General features: G+C 65.8%; 18 protein-coding genes. 8 read left to right on the plus strand and 10 right to left on the minus strand.

The window, feature by feature from the left end:
- Positions 1–124 precede the first annotated feature (124 nt).
- From HHL26_RS11175 to HHL26_RS11195, 5 genes are all read right to left on the minus strand, one after another.
- Positions 125–1,417, minus strand: coding sequence for a HAMP domain-containing sensor histidine kinase (locus tag HHL26_RS11175; protein WP_066561358.1), 1,293 nt, complete (start codon positions 1,415–1,417; stop codon positions 125–127).
- A 144-nt stretch (positions 1,418–1,561) separates the two neighbouring features.
- Positions 1,562–2,260 (minus strand): response regulator transcription factor, encoded by a 699-nt coding sequence (locus HHL26_RS11180; RefSeq protein WP_066554316.1) that lies wholly within the window; start codon positions 2,258–2,260, stop codon positions 1,562–1,564.
- On the minus strand, positions 2,257–2,658 hold the full coding sequence (locus tag HHL26_RS11185) for a PDZ domain-containing protein (protein WP_066554317.1): 402 nt from the start codon (positions 2,656–2,658) through the stop codon (positions 2,257–2,259). The genes HHL26_RS11180 and HHL26_RS11185 overlap by 4 nt, the downstream gene beginning before the upstream one ends.
- Before the next feature lie 73 nt (positions 2,659–2,731).
- A complete protein-coding gene (locus tag HHL26_RS11190) occupies positions 2,732–3,016 on the minus strand; it encodes a hypothetical protein (RefSeq protein WP_066554319.1) in 285 nt (94 codons plus the stop codon).
- A gap of 97 nt (positions 3,017–3,113) precedes the next feature.
- On the minus strand, positions 3,114–6,443 hold the full coding sequence (locus HHL26_RS11195; protein WP_066554325.1) for a glycosyltransferase: 3,330 nt from the start codon (positions 6,441–6,443) through the stop codon (positions 3,114–3,116).
- A gap of 221 nt (positions 6,444–6,664) precedes the next feature.
- Here HHL26_RS11195 and HHL26_RS11200 point away from each other — a divergent pair, with 221 nt between their 5' ends.
- Positions 6,665–6,844 carry a hypothetical protein gene (locus HHL26_RS11200; protein WP_066554327.1) on the plus strand — a complete coding sequence of 60 codons (180 nt, stop codon included), beginning with the start codon at positions 6,665–6,667 and terminating at the stop codon, positions 6,842–6,844.
- A 103-nt stretch (positions 6,845–6,947) separates the two neighbouring features.
- Positions 6,948–7,541 (plus strand): nitroreductase family protein, encoded by a 594-nt coding sequence (locus HHL26_RS11205; protein ID WP_066554329.1) that lies wholly within the window; start codon positions 6,948–6,950, stop codon positions 7,539–7,541.
- 125 nt (positions 7,542–7,666) lie between these two features.
- On the opposite strand, the gene HHL26_RS11210 is transcribed toward HHL26_RS11205, so the two are convergent.
- Genes HHL26_RS11210 through HHL26_RS11220 form a run of 3 tightly spaced genes read right to left on the minus strand, consistent with a single transcriptional unit; the run spans position 7,667 to position 10,134 of the window.
- Entirely contained in the window at positions 7,667–8,401 is a 735-nt protein-coding gene (locus tag HHL26_RS11210; RefSeq protein ID WP_066554337.1) for an anti-sigma factor, read from the minus strand.
- A complete protein-coding gene (locus HHL26_RS11215; protein WP_066561363.1) occupies positions 8,394–8,915 on the minus strand; it encodes a sigma-70 family RNA polymerase sigma factor in 522 nt (173 codons plus the stop codon). Before HHL26_RS11215 ends, HHL26_RS11210 begins: the two co-directional genes overlap by 8 nt.
- A gap of 10 nt (positions 8,916–8,925) precedes the next feature.
- On the minus strand, positions 8,926–10,134 hold the full coding sequence (locus HHL26_RS11220; RefSeq protein ID WP_066561365.1) for a glycosyltransferase family 1 protein: 1,209 nt from the start codon (positions 10,132–10,134) through the stop codon (positions 8,926–8,928).
- 381 nt (positions 10,135–10,515) lie between these two features.
- On the opposite strand from HHL26_RS11220, the gene HHL26_RS11225 reads away from it, so the two are divergent.
- From HHL26_RS11225 to mprF, 4 genes are read left to right on the plus strand one after another with little or no spacing between them, the layout of a single operon-like run.
- A complete protein-coding gene (locus HHL26_RS11225; protein ID WP_237229948.1) occupies positions 10,516–11,274 on the plus strand; it encodes a virulence factor in 759 nt (252 codons plus the stop codon).
- Between the two features lie 43 nt (positions 11,275–11,317).
- Positions 11,318–11,749 carry a DUF2147 domain-containing protein gene (locus tag HHL26_RS11230; RefSeq protein ID WP_066554341.1) on the plus strand — a complete coding sequence of 144 codons (432 nt, stop codon included), beginning with the start codon at positions 11,318–11,320 and terminating at the stop codon, positions 11,747–11,749.
- Positions 11,746–13,167: an AcvB/VirJ family lysyl-phosphatidylglycerol hydrolase gene (locus HHL26_RS11235; RefSeq protein WP_066554344.1), complete on the plus strand. Its 1,422-nt coding sequence runs from the start codon at positions 11,746–11,748 to the stop codon at positions 13,165–13,167. Before HHL26_RS11230 ends, HHL26_RS11235 begins: the two co-directional genes overlap by 4 nt.
- Positions 13,164–15,821: a bifunctional lysylphosphatidylglycerol flippase/synthetase MprF gene (gene mprF / locus HHL26_RS11240; protein WP_237229949.1), complete on the plus strand. Its 2,658-nt coding sequence runs from the start codon at positions 13,164–13,166 to the stop codon at positions 15,819–15,821. Before HHL26_RS11235 ends, mprF begins: the two co-directional genes overlap by 4 nt.
- Before the next feature lie 112 nt (positions 15,822–15,933).
- On the opposite strand, the gene HHL26_RS11245 is transcribed toward mprF, so the two are convergent.
- Both HHL26_RS11245 and rpoZ read right to left on the minus strand, forming a co-directional pair.
- Entirely contained in the window at positions 15,934–16,542 is a 609-nt protein-coding gene (locus HHL26_RS11245; protein ID WP_140404649.1) for a hypothetical protein, read from the minus strand.
- A 105-nt stretch (positions 16,543–16,647) separates the two neighbouring features.
- On the minus strand, positions 16,648–16,992 hold the full coding sequence (gene rpoZ / locus HHL26_RS11250; protein ID WP_007688625.1) for a DNA-directed RNA polymerase subunit omega: 345 nt from the start codon (positions 16,990–16,992) through the stop codon (positions 16,648–16,650).
- A gap of 120 nt (positions 16,993–17,112) precedes the next feature.
- On the opposite strand from rpoZ, the gene HHL26_RS11255 reads away from it, so the two are divergent.
- Together HHL26_RS11255 and HHL26_RS11260 are read left to right on the plus strand one after the other, a co-directional pair.
- Entirely contained in the window at positions 17,113–18,315 is a 1,203-nt protein-coding gene (locus HHL26_RS11255) for a cardiolipin synthase B (protein WP_066554347.1), read from the plus strand.
- A 248-nt stretch (positions 18,316–18,563) separates the two neighbouring features.
- On the plus strand, positions 18,564–19,811 hold the full coding sequence (locus HHL26_RS11260; protein WP_169576103.1) for a site-specific integrase: 1,248 nt from the start codon (positions 18,564–18,566) through the stop codon (positions 19,809–19,811).
- The last annotated feature ends 45 nt before the right edge of the window (positions 19,812–19,856 follow it).

Consider the following 19,856-nt stretch of genomic DNA (forward strand, 5'->3'; position numbering starts at 1 on the left):
CCGGCGGAAAACCACCAAAACTCGCCATCACTGCCGTCATGAGAAAGCTCATCGTCACCGCAAATGCCCTGCTCAAGGCAGATCGCATCTGGCGCAAATCACTCGCTTGACCATCACGGATACTCTATGGTCGCAGCAGGGTCAGCATGACCCGCAGGCCGGGGCCATTCTCCGCCAGCGTCACGCCGCCATGGTGCAGCCGCGCCACCGCTTCCACGAGCGACAGGCCCAACCCCGATCCGGGCTTGCCCCGCGCCGGGTCGAGCCGGCCGAAGCGTTTGAGCGCGGCGGCATGGCTTTCCGCCGGGATGCCGGGGCCGTTATCGGCCACGCAAATCAGCAAATGACCGTCCTCCAGCGCGGCGCTCAGGTCGATGCGGTCGCCGCCCTCCGCATAATGAAGCGCATTTTCGATGAGATTGGCGAGCGACTGGCTCACCAGTTCGCGATGGAGCGGAAAGACCAGCGATTCAGGCGCGGAAACGGTCAGCGCAAAGCCGCTATCCTCCACCAGCGGGCCATAGATTTCGCCCACGTCGCGCAGCAATTCCCCGACATGGGTGTCGCGCCGCTGATCGCCGCCAAAGCCCGCCTCGGTCCGGCTGATCAGCAGCGCCGTGGTCAGCATGGAGCGCAGCGTCTGCGCCTCATGATGCACCTTTTCCAACGCATCGAGCGCGATGTCGTCGCGCGTCTGGGCGCTGGCCTGTTCGACGACGGAGATCAGGCGCGTCACCGGCGACTTGAGGTCATGGGCCAACCCGTCGGTCATCATCCGGAGCTGCGTGACCAGCGTGTCGATCCGCTCCAGCATGGCGTTGATCGATGCCCCAAGCCGGTCGAAGGCGTCGCCGCTACCGTCTGTCGGCACCCGCCGGTCGAGCGCGCCCACCGCGACATCATTGGCGGTCTGCGCGATGTCGGACACTTGCCGCGCCAATATGCGGCCCAGCATGATGGCGATGCCCAGCGCCAGCACCAGGCTCATGATGAAGGCGACGCTCAGCGCCTCCTCATAGATGCGCGCCAGTTGCAGGCTGTTGGAAATGACCATGCCGGTCAGCAATTGCCCGCCGCCCTTCAGCTTCACGGGGATGACGCCGATCGGCTCCGGCTCGTCGCGGCCGATGCGGTAGAGCGATATGATCCGCCAGCGTCCGTCGGCGGACAGGCTGGCGGGCCAGGCGCCCAGATTGCCGCTGACCGGGCGCCCCGCCGCATCGGTCTGCAGCAGCACGGCGCGTTCCCCCTCCACACCGCGGAAGCGGCGCGCGATTTCGCTGCGCAGGGCCGCCGCGCCGCCGCTTCGATGGAGGGCGAGCAGGTCGTCGCGGGTATCCTCCACCGCCTGCTGGTCGGCGGCGACGACGGTGCGCTGGCTCGCCTGCTGGACGAACAGCAGCACGCCGCCCGTCACCAGGAACTGGCAGAGGAAGGCCAGGCCCACGAACCGCCCGATGGTCGAGCGGGCAAAGGCGAACCAGCGGCGGGAGGGGAGGTTTTTAGCGATTGCTCCTTGGGCTCCTAGCCATGACGTAACACTAATGGCAAACGATCCGCCCTAATTCTCCGGCCCCAGCCGATACCCCATGCCGCGCACCGTATGCAGCAGCGGCCTGGAACCACCGGCCTCGCCGCCTTCGTCCAGCTTGCGGCGCAGGCGGCTGACATGCACGTCGATGACGTTCGTACCCGGATCGAAATGATAATCCCACACCCCTTCCAGCAGCATGGTGCGCGTCACCACCTGATCGGGATGGCGCAGGAAGAATTCCAGCAGGCGGAACTCGCGCGGTTGCAGGTCGATGGTGCGCGATCCCCGCTTCACCCGGCGGGAGAGCAGGTCCATCTCCAGATCCTCATGGCGCAAATTGGTGACGACCGCGCTGCCGCTGCCACCCCGGCGCAGCAGCAACTGCACGCGGGCCAGTAACTCGGCAAAGGCGAAGGGTTTCACCAGATAATCGTCGGCGCCGTTGGTCAACCCTTCCACCCGGTCCTCCGGCGTGCCAAGCGCGGACAGGATGATGACCGGCGTCTCGATCCCCGCGGCGCGCAGCGCCTTCAGCATCGCCATGCCGTCCATCGCCGGCATCATCCGGTCGAGGATGATCGCGCCATAGCTGCCGTCGCTCGCCAGGAACAGGCCGTCGCGGCCATTGTCCGCCTGGTCGACGGTGAAGCCCGCCTCGCTCATGCCCTTGGCGACATAGGCGGCGGTGGCGGCGTCATCCTCCACCACCAATATCTTGTGGCTCATCGTCCCCCTTCCGGCCGGTCCAGCATCACCACGCGCATGTGATCCGCATGTTTCAGCCCCAACGCTATCCGTGGCTGGGGATGGTGTAACAGATAGGCGCTGGCCTGATCCAGCGAACTGATCGGCGTGCCGTTCAGGCTGACCACGCCGTCCCCGACGCTGATGCCCAGCCGTGCCGCCTGGCCATCGGTTTCCATGCTGGTGACGATGACGCCGGGATGACCGTCCGTCAGGGTCACGCCGGGCAGGGCGCGGGCCTTGGCCGCGGCCGCTTCGAAATGGCCGTCCGTGGCGCGGCGCAGGTGCAGGAAGAAGGCGCCGCTCATCAGCAGCGCGCACAGGGCAAGCCCGGCCAGCAGCAATCCGGTGGCGTTCCTGTCGATCGAGCGCTTTGCCATCCGCCTCACTCCCCCGTCTCGCAAGGGCCGGGGAAGGATGTCGGGAGTCCATCCTTCCCCGGATGTGCTGACGTCAGGACGATTTCGGCGCGGGCCTGGCCTTCATGGCGTGATGGGCGGCATGGGTCATGTGATGCGGCCGGTGATGCGCTGCCATCTTGCGATGATGGGAGATTTTGCGATGGGACGGGCGCATGGCGGCGTGGTGCATCATGTCGTGCGATGAGCCCATGCATTCGTCCGTCACGCTTTTCGAGCAGGGCGGATAGGATTTGGGCGCGCTGGGGGCAGGCTGTGCCATGGCGCCCGTGCCCAGGCCCAGCCCCAGGGCGACGAGAGGGAAGATCAGATATTTCATGGATCGTCTCCTTCACTTTCCGGCGGCATGACATCTGCCTTTCTGCCGCCGGATGAAGGATGATGCTCATGGGGAGCCAAGTCATGTTAAGCTTTGTTCATGCCCCGGACGGAACGGGCGCGACGGCGACCCGCCCGGTCCGCTCCAGCTTACCCCAGCCCACGACCCAGCCGCCAATGGCCGAGGCGATGGCCCGCACCACCACCCAATACATGATCTGGCGATAGACGAAGCGCTGCGCGACCAGCAGATGCGGCGGATAACCCACGTCGCGATTGTCGAGCGCATAGGCGACCCAGCCGCAGAGCACGTCGATGCTGGTGAAGGCCAGCCAGTAAAGCCCCATGGTCCACACGTCGTTGCTGGTCTGCGCCCAGCCATGCTGATGCACCCGGACGATGGTGCCGATGATCGAGGTGACGAGCGCCAGATCGATGAGGGGAGAGATGGCGGCGAACAATATCTGGAACAGCCAGGCTTGCGGCAAACCGACCAGAGCAAGCCCCGTGGGCCGCCGATCGCGCAGGATGCGGCGATGCTTCCACAGGCATTGCAGCGTGCCGAACGCCCAGCGATAGCGTTGCTTGGCGAGCGTCCTGAAGCTTTCGGGCGCTTCGGTCCAGGCGACGGCTTCGGGATCGTAGGTGACGCGCCAGCCTGCGCGCTGGATCGCGATGGTCAGATCCTGATCCTCCGCCAGCGTATTTTCGGGATAGCCGCCCACCGCGTCCAGCGCCGCCCGCCGCCACGCGCCGACCGCGCCCGGCACGACCGTCATGGCGTCGAATCCGGCCAGGGCGCGGCGCTCCAGATTCTGCGCGGTGATATATTCGACCGCCTGCCAGCGGGTGACGAGGTTGACCCGATTGCCGACCCGCGCATCGCCCGCGACAGCGCCGATGGCCGGATCAGCGAACCAGCGGGCAAGGCGGGTTATGGTCCACGGCTCGAACTGGGTATCGGCGTCGAGGGCGATGACGATCTCGCCCGTGGCCTCGCGCAAGGCCCGGTTGAGCGCCGCCGCCTTGCCGCCATTGGGGAGCGTCAGCAGCGTCACGCGGGGATCGCCGGCAAAGGCCTGCGCGACGATGGCGCTGGTCGCATCCTTCGATCCATCGTCCGCGACGATCAGTTGCAGCGCCGGATAGTCGCTGGCCAGCACGCGGCGGACCGAGGTTTCGATGACCCGCGCCTCATTATAGGCGGGGATGATGACCGAAACGGTCGGCTGATATTCCGGCGGCACAGGCCGTCCCCGCCGCGCCTGGAACCAGGCGAGCAGCGTCATCAGCACCGCCCGCGCCAGCCCCAGCGAGATCGCGACATAGAAAATCCAGCCAAGCAGCGCGGAAAGCGCCGCCAGAACCACGAACACGGCGACATCCACGCGCACCGCCAGCAGGTCGCTGGCCTTGACCAGCGGCATGGCGGCCTGCGCGGGAAGCCCGGCAAGCTGCGACACCGGCACGAAGCGATAACCCTCCGCCCTCAACTGCGCGATGATCCGGGGCAGCGCCTCCACCGTCTGCGACCGTTCGCCGCCGCCATCGTGCAGCAGGATGACATTTTCCGATCGGTCGGCGCTGTTCGAATGCACCTGATCGATCACCTGCCGCACGATCGCGTCGGTCCCGGGGCGCTGCCAGTCATTGGGATCGACGTGCAGGCCGACCACCGTATAACCCAGCTTCTGCGCCGCCAGCGCCGGTTCCAGTTCGTCCGCCGTGGTCGGCTCCGCATCCCCGAAATAGGGGGCGCGGAACAGCCGCATGCTGTGCCCGGTATAGGCCTGCACCAGCCGCTGCGTGGCGTTGAGCTGCAACCGGGTCGGCTCCTCGGACCAGGTGGCGAGGTTGGGGTGGTCGTAGGTGTGGTTGCCGATCTCATCCCCGTCCGCGACGATCCGTTGCAGCAGCCCCGGATGTTCCAGCGCATTTTCCCCGATCACGAAGAAGGTCGCGGGCGTATGCATCTGCTCCAGCACTTTCAGGATTTTCGGCGTCCAGTCCGCATCCGGCCCGTCGTCGAAGGTCAGCGCCAGCATCTTCGGATGCTGCGCGCCGGTGCGCTGTACCTGATAGGGCGTTGGCAGCGCATCATAGTTTTCATGCTCGATCGCCCCCTGCGGCCCGAAGGCGACGGCGCGATGGCCCTCCGTCGGCGTGGCGGTGATCCGCAATATCTCGCCCGCCCCCTCGACATCGGTGCTGAGCATACTCGTTACGATACTCAGGTTCGGGCGGCCGCCATTGCGCCAGGCGGTCAGGTCCGCCCAGATGCCGGGGTCTTCGCTGCCCAGCCGCCACAAGGCGACGCTCTGGATGCCGAGGCGCTTCAGCACCAGCAGTTCGTTCCAGCTCGCGGCGGCGTCCAGCATCCAGATCTGGTGGCGCTGCCCCGCCTCGTCATAGGCGAAGCCCGCATTGCCGCTGGCCGCGTCGTAAAGCGGGCGCGCATCGCTGTCATGCGCGGCGAGCCAGGCTTCGTCCAGCGATAGCGCATCGGCGGTGCTGCGGCCTTCGGCGCCATGCCAGTCATAGGCATAGCTGCCGAGCGCGACGATGATGTGATTGGCGCCGATCTCGTGCAAGGCGATCTCCGCCTGCCGCGCGAACCAGCCCTGCGCGGCGATCGGACCGGGCTCGCCGCCCTGCCAATGCTGGTCGTAATCCATCAGGATCACCCGGTCGGCCACGGCGGCGAAGCGGGCGAGCGGCCAGCCTTCCTCGCCGGCGGGCACGGTCAGCGCGATTTTCGTGCCATGGGGCATGGCGGCGCGCAGCATGTGGAGGAAGCGCAGATAGCCGGGCATGGCGCTGCCCGGCAGCGATTCGAAGTCCATGACCATGCCGGCCTCATGGCGGCGCGCGACATAAGCGCCGAGCTGCCGGGCGAGCGCCTGCGCGGCGGCGGGATCGCGCAGCAGTTGCGCCGCGCCCGCGCCGTCCCAGCTTTCCTTGCCGATATTCTGCACCATCGGCAGCACCTTGGGCGGACGGGGCATGGCGGCGATCATGCGGTCGAACGCCGGATCGGTCGCGACATGGATCGGCTTGCCGGGGCCGGGCACGGCGATCAGCGCGGGCACCACCCAGTCGAGCTGTCCGACATGGCGGCGCAGCGACGCAATGCTGCTTTCTTCGCCGGGAACGTAGAAGCCGACATTCAGCGGCCGGGCCTGGACCTGATGCTTGCCCCAATGCGGCAGCCATTTGGCGATGTCCCGGCGCAGGGTGGAGATGCCCGACAGGCGCGCCGCATGGGGCTGAGGAAGCGGCAGGGCGAGATCGCGCTCCGACGGCACGGCGACCAGCGTGGTGGCAAAGGCGATGGCGGCGAGCAGGATCGAAAGCAATCCGCCCGCCAGCAGGCGCCGCGCCCAAAGCCCCCTGCGGCCGGTGGGATCGAAGAAGATCGGTCTGCTCATGGTTCGCGCTGTCGCCCTGTTTTAGGGGTCCGCCTTTACGCGCCAGGCCTTGCCGGGCCGATGAGCCGTTCATGAAATATTGGTCATGATCGGGAGTGGGGGAGGATTTTATGTCCGCCCAATCAAGCTTTTCTACCCCCTCGATCAGCAAAGCTTGAAAGACAAATCTCTACCTGCAAACTAGATAAGAAGCCGTCTCGATTCGGCAGGGGAGAGGACAGATGGAATGGCGCTCGGCAATCGGTCGGCATTGGGGTCGCTGGAGCGACGCCATGAAGCGTGAATTGCTGCGGGAGCCGGACCGCGTCCTGATCGATCGCGGGCCTGACGCCGTCGCGCTCATGCAGGACAACGCCAGCGATAGGGCGGAGATTTTGGAACCGTCGCTCGATCTGCGGTGAAAATGCTCTAACGGGCTTGTCCTTCCCGACTCCGCTTCCGATATCGCGGCCATCGTCCGGACGGCTTTCGCGCCGCTCCATCCATGGATTTCAGGGAGATATTATGTCAGCCACCGCCCGCGCCGTGACCCGCGCCGTCGAACCGCTTTTCCTTGACCGCTGGTCGCCGCGCGCCTTCGATTCCTCCGTGATCCCGCAGGAGGATCTGGACACCATCTTCGACGCCACCCGTTGGGCGCCCTCCGCCTTCAACTATCAGCCCTGGCGCCTGCTCTACGCCACCCGCGACAGCGCCGACTGGAACCGCTTTCTGGGCGTGCTGCTGCCCTTCAACCAGAGCTGGGTGCAGAATGCCTCGGCGCTGGTCTACATCCTGTCCGACACGCTGATCGCCGCGCCGGGTTCGGAAGAGGCCAAGCCCTCGCACAGCCACAGCTTCGACGCGGGCGCGGCCTGGGCGCTGCTGGCGTTGCAGGCGACGCGGCTCGGCTATCACAGCCACGCCATGACCGGCGTCGATTTCGACAAGGCGCGGGTGGAACTGGGCGTGCCCGACCGTTTCCGCATCGAAGCCGCCGTCGCGATCGGCCGCATCGCGGACAAGGCGATCCTGCCCGAAGCGCTCCAGTCACGCGAAGCGCCGAGCGGCCGCAAGGATATCGCGGAGTTCGTCACGGCGGGCAATTTCCCGGCGTAAGGCGGGATAGAGTCGCTTAAATCTTATTTGCACACCGTGCTCCTGCGAAGGCAGGAGCCCAGTTCCAACGTCTGATCTGGGTTCCCGCCTCCGCAGGAACGCGGTGCTGCATGAAGCCCCCCCCCTCAAATCCGCGCCAGCGCCTCCGCCGTCGCGTCCATCGTCCCCGGCTCCTGATCGCCGGTCAGGGCGTAGGACATGTCGCCGCGCCGCCAATAGGCCACCGATTGCCTGCCCTCCCGCACCGCATCGGGATGTTCGGGCGCGGCGGTTTTTTCATGCACGGCGAAGATCGTCATCCTGTGCCCCGCATCGGTGCGCACCGCCATCAGCAGCGCGGGAGCCTTGTCGGTCGGGAATAGCTGGACGTCGGTGACATGCCAGTCGTCGGGCAGTTGCGGCATGGCGATGCGGGTGTTGAGCGCGACTTCCCGCGCATCGAAGCGGGGCGCTTCGATCTGCGAATTCATGTCGGCGCGCAGCATCGCGATCCGGTGCGAGGCGACCGCATAGCTGACATAGGCAGGCGGGCGTTCGAAGCCCACCATCCACACGGCAAAGGCCGCCGCCAGCCCCGATGTCGCCAGGCCCATCGGCATCATCCGGCGCCAGCGGCTTTTCGGCGGGTGCGCCAATCGTTCGGCCATTTCCGCCAGACCGGCAGGCACCGGCCGGCCGTCCTGCGTCAGCATGCAAAGCCCGCTGCGGACGCTGAGGTCGCCCATGACCCGGGCGGCAAGGTCGGGCTGATGCGAGAGATGGGTTTCGACGACGAAGCGCCGCTCCACATCCAGCTCGCCGTCGACATAGGCGTCAATCTCCTGATCGGTAATTTTCAGATCGGTTGGGCGATCAGTCATCGCTTCCTCCTATCAGCCGGAGGCCAGCTCCACCCGGCTGCCCCTGTTCCCTTTCTCTCAATGCCGCGCGCGCCCGCGCCAGCCGCGACATCACCGTGCCCACCGGCACGCCCAGGGTTTCCGCCGCCTGCTGGTAGCTGAAACCCTCTATCGCCGTCAGGTGCAGCACGGCGCGATGATGTTCGGACAAGGCGGCAAACTGCCGCGCAATCTGGACCAGCCGGGCATGTTCCTCCTGCCCCGGCTCCAGCCGGTCGACCAGCGTTTCGGCAAAGCGGCTGTTGCGCCGCGCCTCCGCCGCCTCGCGCCGCTTGGCGGAGAAGAAGACATTATGGACGATCGCGAGCAGCCAGCGGCGGCGGTTGCGGTCGGGCTGGAACGTCTCCTGCCGCTCGATGGCGCGGACGAGGGCGTCCTGCACCACATCGTCGGCCTCCTGATCGTCGCGGGTCAGCGACCGGGCATAGCGCCGCATCGCGGCCAGATCGTCCCTGATGTCTGAACCGTCGTCCATCATCCTGCTGTCATGCCGCCCAGGCCGCCGGGGTGGCAAGCGGCATGTGCAACGCCTCGGCATAGCTGCGCGCCACATCCTCCAGCACATCGTCCCAGGTGAAGCGCGCCGCCGCCTCGGCCGCCGCAGTGCCCAGCGCGGCGCGGCGATGCGGCTGGCGGACCAAACCGGCAACCGCCGCCGCATAGGCTCCGACATCCTTGGGCGGCACCAGCAGGCCGGTGCGCCCTTCGGTTATCAGGGCCGACGCGCTGGGCACATTGGCGGAGACGATGGCGAGGCCCGATGCCATCGCCTCCAGATTGACGTTGCCGAAGGCTTCCGTGACCGAGGGGTTGATGAGGATGTCGGCGCTGGCGACGGCGCGGCCCAAAGCCTCGCCCGACAAATGGCCCATGAAGGTGGCGTTGGGCAGCCGTTCGGCCAGCCAGCCCCGCGCCGGTCCCTCCCCGACGATCAAGGGCCGGACGGCCAGCCCCTGCGCCCGGACGGCGTCGATGGTTTCGGCAAAGATGCGCAGACCCTTTTCCAGCACCAGCCGGCCGAAGAACAGCGGCACCATATCCTCCGCATCATAGCCGAGGCTGGACCGCAAAGCCTGATCGCGCAGCGCCGGGCGGAAACAGGTGGGGTCGATGCCGCGCCCCCACAGGGCGACGCGCCCGGTTCCGAGCCGGGCCTCCATGTCCCGCGCGATCGGCCAGGTGGGACAGAGAATCCGGTCGCAATCGCCATAGAAGCGGTCGAGATAGCGCTCCACCGGCCCGCGCAGGAAGGACAGGCGGTAATAGTCGAGATAGGTTTCGAAGCGGGTGTGCAGGCTGGCGACCACCGGAATGCCTTGTGCGCGGGCATGTTTCTGCGCCTGCCGCCCCAGCAGGTCGGGGGCCGAGAGATGGACGATGTCGGGCGCGAACGCCTCAAAATCCTGCCGGGTGGCGGGAGGGAAACCCAGCGCGACGCGATATTCGGGACGGCCGGGAATGCTGATCGATCGGACGGAGCGCACATCGCCCACCGACTCGAACGCCTTGCGCGGCGCGGTGGGCGAATAGATGCGCACCTGCGCCCGCACGCGATGCAGCAGATAGGCGACCAGCCGGTTGAGCGCCTGATTGGCGCCATCGCGCACGCAATCATAATTGCCGGAAAACAGCGCGACACGCAGCGGACGGCCCAGCGCGCCCGTCAGCGCGAGGCGGGATTCGGGAAGGCGCATATGGTCGGCGCGAAGGTCGGCGGCGTTGTTCATGCCCGGTATACGCGGGGCGGGGGCGGTCTATTCCCTCCGGATGCGGGGCGTTTACAGGAAAATGACCGACGCTAGGCCGTAAACTCATGAATGTCGCGTTCGAGGCGCCAAAATGGCGAACATATCGGGCCGAAATGCGCGCCGCGAAGGTTGGACACCTTTGCAAGCGCATTTTGGTTCGAGATGGAAGCCATTTTGGCGTCCTGCAGATTTGACCAAAAAGGCCCATCCCGGCGTCGAGAGGGCTTGAAATATCGACATATTCCTGCGCCCTCTCTCCTTGTGCTGGGCCTTTTTGCCTCAAACCTCGAGCGCGACATTAATGAGTTTACGGCCTAGATTGAAGATGTGACTCGGCTCCGACCTCGCTTCATTCTGGCGCTCGCATTCCTGGCGGCGCTGCTCGCGGGCGCTGCCGCCTATTGCCGCTATCTCGGCTATCCGAACGGACGGGTCTTCACCGTCGTTCCGGCTACGACACCAGGGGAGGGCGGCACCGTAGCGGTCTTCTTCTCCGGCGATATGGGGTTCAATGCGGGCATGGGGCCAGTGATCGCCGGTCATATGGCGCAGGGCGGTCTGCCGGTGCTGGGCTTCAATTCTCTGACCGCCTTCGCCCGCCGCCAATCGCCGGAGGAAAGCGGCAAGCTGGTGGAGCAGGCGGCCCGCCGCGCCCTGGCCCTGCCCGGCGCGCGCAGGCTGGTGCTGGCCGGGCAATCCTTCGGCGCGAACATGCTGCTCGCCGGGCTGGAACGCCTGCCGCCTTCGCTGCGCGCCCGGATAGCCATGGTCGCGCTGATCGTGCCCGCCGACACCATGCTGTTCCGCGCAACGCCGGGCGGGGTGTTCGACTTTGGCGACGACGGCCCGGCCGCGCCCGCCGCCCATGCGCTCGACTGGGCGCCGGTGATCTGCATCCACGGTCTGGCGGAGAGCGGCAGCCTCTGCCCCGGCTGGCGCCAGTCCAATGTCCGCATCATCGGCTTGCCCGGCGGCCATTTCCTGCGCGACGACAGCGCGCTGGTGGCGGCAACCCTGCTCCGCGCCCTGCCAACCGCCCCGAACATTGCCAAAAGTTCAGACAGAGCAGAGCCTCCCGCAATCTGAAAGGGTCCAGAAGCGGTGATCGTTCCGGGGAAGGATGGGTCATATGGCGATGGGGAGGCTTTGGGCAGCGCTGGCGCTTCTGGCTACGGCCGCAAATGTGCCGGTCCCTCAGCCCGAAGGCCGACAACCCCAAGGATTGTGGCTCGGCCCGCATAATAATGTCGCCGTGCGCACCGGACCCTGCGGCGACCGGCTGTGCGGCTGGATCGTCTGGGCCGACCGCGAAGCGCAGGCCGATGCGCGCGACGGCGGCACAGCCCGGCTGGTCGGCACCGAATTGCTGGAAGACTATCGCGCCGAGGGCAAGGGACAATGGCGCGGCACCGTCTTCGTCCCCGATCTGGGCCGCCGCTTCAGTTCGCAGATCAGCCAGCTTTCGCCGGGCCAGTTGCGGGTCAAGGGCTGCATATTGGGCGGTCTGATCTGCAAGTCGCAGCTCTGGACCCGGATCGAGCGGTTGCCGGGGCAGTCATGATCGATTTTCGCCACGCCCGTCTCTGGTTGATACCCGGCCTGCTGGCGGGGGCGGGCTTGCTGCTGTCGACCGTCAACGTAATGAACCCGGCGCGGGCGGCGGCCGATCCTGTGCCCGGCGCGACGGGACCGATCGCGGAAAGCCGCTACAGCCTTCCGCCCATGGGGCTAATCGCAGTCTACCGGCCCGCGGGCGTGCCGAACGGAGTGGTGCTGGCGCTCTCAGGCAGCAATGGCTGGGACGATGACAGCGCCGACACCGCCCGCGCCCTGGCGGCGCGGGGCGCGCTGGTGGCGGGCATCTCCACCCCCTCCTTTCTGACGGCGTTGCAGGCTTCGCACCGCTGCATCAATCCCAATTACGGCATCATCGCCCTGGCTCGCGACCTGCAACACCGGCTGGCGCTGCCCATGTACAGCAAGCCGATCCTGATCGGCCGGGGCGAAGGGGCGGCGCTCGCCTATGCGACGCTCGCCGCCGGACCCAATGGCGCGTACAAGGCGGTGTTCTCGCAGGACTTCACGCCGCTTCTGGACGGTGGCCGGTCCTGGTGCCGGTCGGGCAGCCTGAAGGTCGCCGCCATCGCTCGTCCCCATCATGGCTTCGCCTTCGCCCCCAGCCGCCGACTCCCTTCGCCCTGGATCGCGCTGGCCGAAGCCCCGCGCCCCGCATTGCAGCGCTTCGTCGCCCGCACCGGCAGCGGCAGGCTGGTAACCGTCGCGAGGGGAGAGGGGGAGGTCGCGCTGCTCTCCCAGATTCGGCCTTTCCTCGCCGCGCCACCCGCCGATGCCGCGCTGCCCACCGGATTGCCGCTGAACATCGTCACCGACGCCGCCGCGCCGCGCACCGACATGATGGCGGTCATCTATTCGGGCGACGGCGGCTGGGTCGGGCTGGACAAGGATGTGGCGGGCCAGCTCGCCCAAGCGGGCATCCCCGTCGTCGGCGTGGACAGCCTGTCCTATTTCTGGAGCGAGCGCACGCCCCACGGCGCCGCCCGCGATCTCAGCGCCATCATCCGGGGCTATTCCCGCCATTGGCGGCGGCCCCGCGTCCTGCTGGTCGGCTACAGCTTCGGCGCGGATGTGCTGCCCTATATCGTCGGCGGCCTGCCCGCGCCCCAGCGCGCTCAGGTGCGGCGTCTCTCGCTGCTGGGCCTCAGCCCCAGCGCCGATTTCCAGTTTCACATGAGTAGCTGGCTGAACATGGATTCGAACCGCCAATATCCGACCATTCCCGCCATAGCGCGGCTGCGCGGCCTGCCCATGCTCTGCGTGCGCGGAACGCTGGAAAATGACAGCGCCTGCCCCTCCATCCCCCAAGGATTGGCGCAGATGGTGGTCGTGCCCGGCGGCCATCATTTCGACCGCAACGCCCCGCTGCTGGTGACTCATATGCTCAAGGGGCTGACGATATGATCCTGGTCGAACGGATCAAGGCCTGGAAAGCGCCGCTGACGGTCGCCGTCACGCTGGCAGTGGCGGCGCTGGGGCTGGTGACGCTGCACGGCCTGCTGGCGGAGGTGCGGCTGAAGGATATTCGCCATGCCGTGCACCTGATCGCGGGCTGGCGGCTGGCCGGGGCGCTGGCGCTGACGGCGGCGAGCTATGTCGCGCTCACCTTCTACGACTATGTCGCGCTGCGGATCGTCGGGCGGCCCTTGCCGTGGCGGACGGCGGCACTCGCCTCCTTCTGCAGTTACACGCTCAGCCATAATCTGGGCCTGTCGCTGCTGACCGGCGGGTCGGCGCGCTACCGCATCTACACCGCTGCTGGCCTTGAGGGCGGCGACATTGCGCGCATCATCGCCTCGGCGGGCCTGTCCTTCTGGGGCGGGGTGTTTGTGCTGGCGGGCGCACTGATGCTGGTCCATCCGGCGGATATCGGCATCATGGGATGGACGATCGGCATGCCGTTGCAAAGGCTGGCGGGCGGGGCGATCCTGATCCTGACGATGGCGGCGCTGTTCGTCCTTGGCCCCGGCCGCGCACCGCGCCTGTTCGGCTGGAGGCTGGCGTTGCCGACCAGGACGCAGGCGGCCGCCCAGATCGGCGTCGCCAGCATCGACCTCGCCGCCGCCAGCGCCGCGCTGTTCATCCTGGTGCCGGGCATCGCACCGGCGCTCTATCCCACGCTGTTCCTGGCCTATGCGCTGGCGATCATCGTCACTTTGGTCAGCCATGTGCCCGGAGGCCTCGGCATATTCGAGGCGGTGATCCTCGCCGCCCTGCCCGATGTGGACAGGCCCAGCCTGCTGGCGGCGCTGATCGCCTATCGCCTGATCTATTATCTGATCCCCTTGCTGCTGGGCGTCATCGCCATCGCCCTGCATGAAGGCAATAGCTGGCGCCATCCCGTCAGCCGGGTGCTGGATGGGGCACAGGCGGCTGCATCCGGCATGGCGCCGGTCATGCTGTCGCTGCTGGTGGCGGTGGGCGGCGTGATCCTGCTGATTTCCGGCGCCTTGCCCGCGATCCAGCACCGCATGCACATCGTCACCGACTGGCTGCCGCTGACCTTCGTAGAGGCGTCCCACTTCGCCGCGAGCATCATCGGCACGCTGCTGATCCTGCTGGCATCGGGCCTCTATCGCAGGCTCGACGCCGCCTTCTGGATGACCCGAGCGCTGCTGCTGGCGGGCGCGCTCTTCTCGCTGATCAAGGGACTGGACTATGAGGAAGCGAGCGCGCTGCTCCTCATCGCCGCGCTGCTGCAATGGACGCGGGGCGCCTTCTACCGCCGCACCAGCTTCACTGCCGAAGCGCTGACCCCCGCCTGGATCGCGACGCTGGCGGTGGCGGTCGGCCTGTCGATCTGGATCGGCTTTTTCGCCTATAAGCATGTCGATTATCAGAACGACATATGGTGGCATTTCGGCCCGCACGCCAACGCCGCCCGCTTCCTGCGCGCAGGCCTCGCGAGCGCGGTGCTGGCGGTCGGCGCCGCCTTCTGGCGCATGTTCCGCCCCGCGACCGCGCCCCTGCATGTCGACCGCCCCTCCACCGCCTTCAGCGCGGACGCTTTGGCGCTGGCTGAGCGGACCGACGCCTTCCTTGCGACCACCGGCGACAAGCTGTTCCTGACCTCCGACACTGGCCGGGCCTTCGTCATGTATCAGGTGCAGGGGCATAGCTGGATCGTCATGGGCGACCCTGTCGGAGACCGGACGGAATGGCCCGACCTGCTCTGGCAATTGCGCGAGATGGCGGATGCCGAACAGGGCCGCCTGCTGCTCTATCAACTGAGCCTCGACGCCCTGCCGCTGGCGATCGACCTGGGTTTCGCCATCGTCAAATATGGCGAGGAGGCCCGCGTCGACCTGCATCATTTCACGCTGGAGGGGCCGGACGCCAAGCCGCTGCGCTATGCCGAACGCCGCGCCATGCGCGAAGGCGCGATCTTTGAGATCGTGCCCGCGCCCGCCGTCCCGCCGTTGCTGGAGGAACTGGAGGCGATTTCCGACGAATGGCTCACCGCCAAGGGCCATGGCGAAAAGGCGTTCAGCGTCGGCCGCTTCGACCCGGCCTATATCGCGGCCTGCGATTGCGCCCTCGTCCGGCAGGATGGGCGCATCGTCGCCTTCGCCAATATCTGGGCGACCGCCAATCGCCGCGAGTTATCGGTCGACCTGATGCGCCATGCGACGCAAATGCCCTATGGCGCGATGGACTTCCTGTTCATCCGCCTGATGCAATGGGCGCGCAGCCAAGGCTATGACTGGTTCACCCTGGGCCTGGCCCCGCTTTCGGGCATAGAGGCGCGGCGTCTCTCGCCCTTCTGGGCCAAGGCGGGCGCCTTCTTCTTCCGCCATGGCGAGAGCTTCTACGGCTTTGAGGGGCTGCGCGCCTATAAGGACAAATATGCCCCCCGCTGGGAGCCGCGCTTCATCGCCGGGCCGCGCGGCATCTCCCTGTCCCGCGGGATGATCGACCTGCAAAAGCTGGTCGGCGGCGGACCGGGAAGCGCGGCGACACGGACAAGGCGGCGCAGGCCGGTTGCATCGCCTGCGGTGGGATTGAACGATGGGAACGACGCGTTGTCGGAGCCTCTGGCGTCGATGGGCGTGGGTTGAGATTTTCGGTGGAGCGAGCCGGAATTGAGCGACGCTAAAAGGGTGGATTGGCGACAGTCCGGTTCTGGGAGCCGAGTGCGAATTCCTGCCGAGATATGTCCAGCATCACGTCCTATGGCGTATCAGTCGCAGTTTTCATGATCTTAGGAAAGCTAAACCCCACGTAATCGATGATTCCTTGTTCTCGAACGGAAAGGGCAATTTGCATTTGCTTTTTACCATCGCGGGCGGCTTTTGCATCATTCAAAGAAAATTCACAGACTAAAATGAATTTATCAGGTTCAAGTTTAGTGATAAACTGGCATGATATTAAACGAATATCTCTGAATTCTGAATAGATAATCCGTGAACTATCCTTAATGCCTTTCAATCCTGATTGACTGGAAAAATCATTTTTACCATTTTTATAATTGATGGTTGATCTTTCATCGATATATTTTTCGATGCTTCCCCAGTTTTGCATCGTGAAATCATGGCTAAATCTCTTAGCGACGTCACAGTTGAGGACATCCATTCGATCACAGAACGAAGTCGATAAAAAGACCGGAGGCTTGGGTTGGGCGCGAACACACTCTACGGGAAGAACTGAAGCGGCCCCATATATCAACAGCCCTAGGTTGGCCCCGATTATTGCTTTGCCTCTATAAGCCATTCGAATAATCCTAAATCTCCAAACCGACATCTGCTTTCGGGGAATATGACTGTCAATCTGGATGGCCATTTCTGGTCGCCAGCAGCCATGCCCAAACCCCACCCCAAAAACGGTGAGGCCCGGTCCTGCTAGCGCAGGCCGAGCCTCATTCCCTCTCCAAACTGATGAACGGGATCAGCCGTCGTAATCGCCGCCGATATTCTGGTTGCGCGGCGGCGCGGCGGCGGTCAGGCGCAGAGCCTCCGCCGACTGGGCGATCGAACCGATTTCGTCCGGCGTATCGTCGTCGTCGATCTGCACCTTCTGCAGCGAAGCGACGAGCGAATCATGCAGATCGACCGGCAGGACGGTTTCCTCCGCGATCTCGCGCAGGGCGACGACGGGGTTTTTGTCGCGGTCGCGGTCCAGAGTCAGCTCTGCGCCGCCCGAAATCTCGCGGGCGCGCTGCGCGGCAAGCAGGACGAGGTCAAAACGGTTGGTAACCTTGTCGACGCAATCTTCGACGGTAACGCGGGCCAAACGGGCGCTCCTGAACCAAGAGAAATCGTGAAAGGCGCGCCTAACAGCGCCCGCATCAAGAGTCAATGAAAAGCCCATAAAGTCGTGGCCAGCCGCCCCAAATGCGGGCATGAACGGAGCATGGCAAGCATCGGGCAGGCAGAGCCGCGGCGTGGCGAGGAGCAGATCGGCCTGTCGCTGCACGCCAACCGCCTGCGCGTGATCGAGGCGGGACCGGCGCTGCGGCAGGCGCTGGTCGACCTGATCGACGGCGCGCATGAGAGCCTCAAGCTCTATTATTACATCTTCGCCGCGGACGGCAGCGGGCAGTTGATCCTCGACCGGCTGGTCGCGGCGCGGGCGCGGGGAGTGGCGGTCACGCTGATGATCGATGCCTTCGGATCGGGGGCCACGCCGCTCGCCTTTTTCGATCCGCTGGCGGCGGCGGGCGGGCATTTCGGCCGCTTCGGCGCGCGCCGCTCGATGCGCTATCTGATCCGCAATCATCAGAAACTGGCGATTGCCGACGACCGACGGCTGCTGATGGGCGGCTTCAATGTCGAGGACGGCTATTTCGGGATTCCGGCGGAGGATTGCTGGCACGACATCGGGCTGCTGGTGGAAGGGCCGCAGGTGCAGGCGATGGCGAGCTGGTATGGCCAGCTCTGGCGCTGGGTTTCGACGCGCAAGCAGCGTTTCCGCACGCTGCGCCGCATGGTGCGCAACTGGCACAGCCCCCTCCACAGCGTTGCGGGCGAGCCGATGCGCTGGGTGATCGGCGGCCCGACCCGGCGGCTCAGCCCCTGGGCGCAACTGGTGAAGCATGATCTGGAGCGGGCGCGGCGGCTCGACATGGTGGCGGCCTATTTTTCCCCGGGCCGGGGGATGCTGAAACGCCTCGCTTATGCGGCGCGGTGGAAGGGGTCGCGCCTGGTCCTGCCCTCCCGGTCCGACAATGGCGCCACCGTCGCGGCGGCGCGGCTGCTCTACGGCCCCCTGCTCAAGCGCGGGGTGGAGATATGGGAATATCAGCCCTGCAAGCTGCATATGAAGCTGATCGTGGTGGACGACGCGGTCTATATCGGCTCGGCCAATTTCGACATGCGCAGCCTGTTCCTCAACCTGGAGATCATGCTGCGGGTGGAGGATGCGGGCTTTGCTGAAGCGATGCGCGCCTTCATCGACCGGCGCGTCGAGCAAAGCCGGCAGATCACGCTGGCGACACACCGCGCCCAGCGCAGCCTGCCGACCCTGATCAAACAGTGGATCAGCTATTTCCTGGTCGGCGTGCTGGATTACACCGTGACCCGCCGCCTCAACTTCCGCAATCCGGACGCCGATTAGGGCGGGGGGAGTAAGCCGGTGGCGGAGCGGGAGTCCGCCTAACTAGCGTCCAGCCGCATCCGGATGCCTCCACAATAACGGCTAAAATAGGCGGATTTAGTGAAGGTCTGCCACTCCCCTTGTCCGAATGCGTCCCGTTGCGTTCCCATAAAACCACGCTATTATCGGGGAGCATTTTTGGGAACGCGATGCCGAGGCGCCATTAGGGCGATCTAAGGGCAGGTTCGGTTCCCTGACAGGGAGCCATAATGCCCAAGAAGCTCAGCAACGTGCTCACGCCCTTGGCGGTGAAGAATGCAAAGCCGGGTCGCCATGCCGATGGTGGCGGGCTGCATTTGCTGGTGAAGGAAAGCGGTGCCCGGTCATGGGTCTATCGCTTCATGCTCAACGGCAAGTCGCGCGACATTGGGCTTGGCGCGGCTGGACCGGACGGCATTTCCCTTGCCGATGCCCGCGATGCCCGCGACGCGCTGCGCCTCAAGGTCAAGGCGGGAACTGATCCCCTTGAGGAGCGCCAGCGGGAGGCCGCTGAGGCCCTTGCGGCGGCTCAGGCGGCGCAGGTCGCCGGAGTGACGTTCAAGGCCGTTGCGGAAACTTACATCGGCGCGAATGAGGGTAGCTGGCGCAATGACAAGCACCGGCAGCAATGGAAGAACACGCTGGCCACTTACGTCTATCCCGTGATCGGAGAATTGCCCGTTGCCGAGGTCGGGACTGCGCACGTCCTGCAAATCCTTGAGCCGATCTGGAAAGCCAAGGCCGAGACTGCCAGCCGCGTGCGGGGACGCATGGAAACGATCCTCGATGCCGCCAAGGCGCGGGGATACCGGGAGGGCGAAAATCCTGCCCGGTGGCGCGGCCATATAGCGCAAATCCTGCCTGCCCGGTCCCGGCTCACACGCGGCCACCACAAGGCCATGCCCTATGAAGCGATCCCGGTATTCGTCGCCGCGCTGCACAAGCGGGAGGCCATCGCGGCGCTGGCGCTGGAATTTACGATCTTGACCGCTGCCCGCACCGGGGAGGTGATCGGCGCGAAGTGGGATGAGGTCGATTTGGAGAGGGCAATCTGGACGATCCCTGCCAGCCGCATGAAGGCTGGCAAGGAACATCGCGTGCCCCTGTCGCCGCGCGCGGTGGAGATTTTGAAGTCCACGCAAGGGCTGCGCAAGGAATGGCTGTTCCCGGCAACCAAGGGTGGAAAAATATCCGGTATGGCGATGACCATGCTGCTTCGCCGGATGAAAGTTGACGTGACCGTGCACGGCTTCCGTTCGGGCTTCCGCGACTGGTCCGCCGAATGCACCGGCTATGCCCATGAGGTCGCGGAAATGGCCTTGGCGCACACTATCGAGAACAAGGTGGAGCGGGCCTATCGGCGCGGCGACCTGTTCGACAAGCGGCGGCGGCTCATGGACGATTGGGCCACCTATTGCGCCACGATCCCGGCGGCTGGAGTCAACGTCACGCCCATTCGCAAGGCTGAGGCCGGATAGAGTTTCACCGGGCATTCGGCCCGATGGAAACGGGCCAGCCGGGGA

It is taken from the genome of Sphingobium sp. TB-6, from assembly GCF_012927365.1.
Taxonomy (GTDB): domain Bacteria; phylum Pseudomonadota; class Alphaproteobacteria; order Sphingomonadales; family Sphingomonadaceae; genus Sphingobium.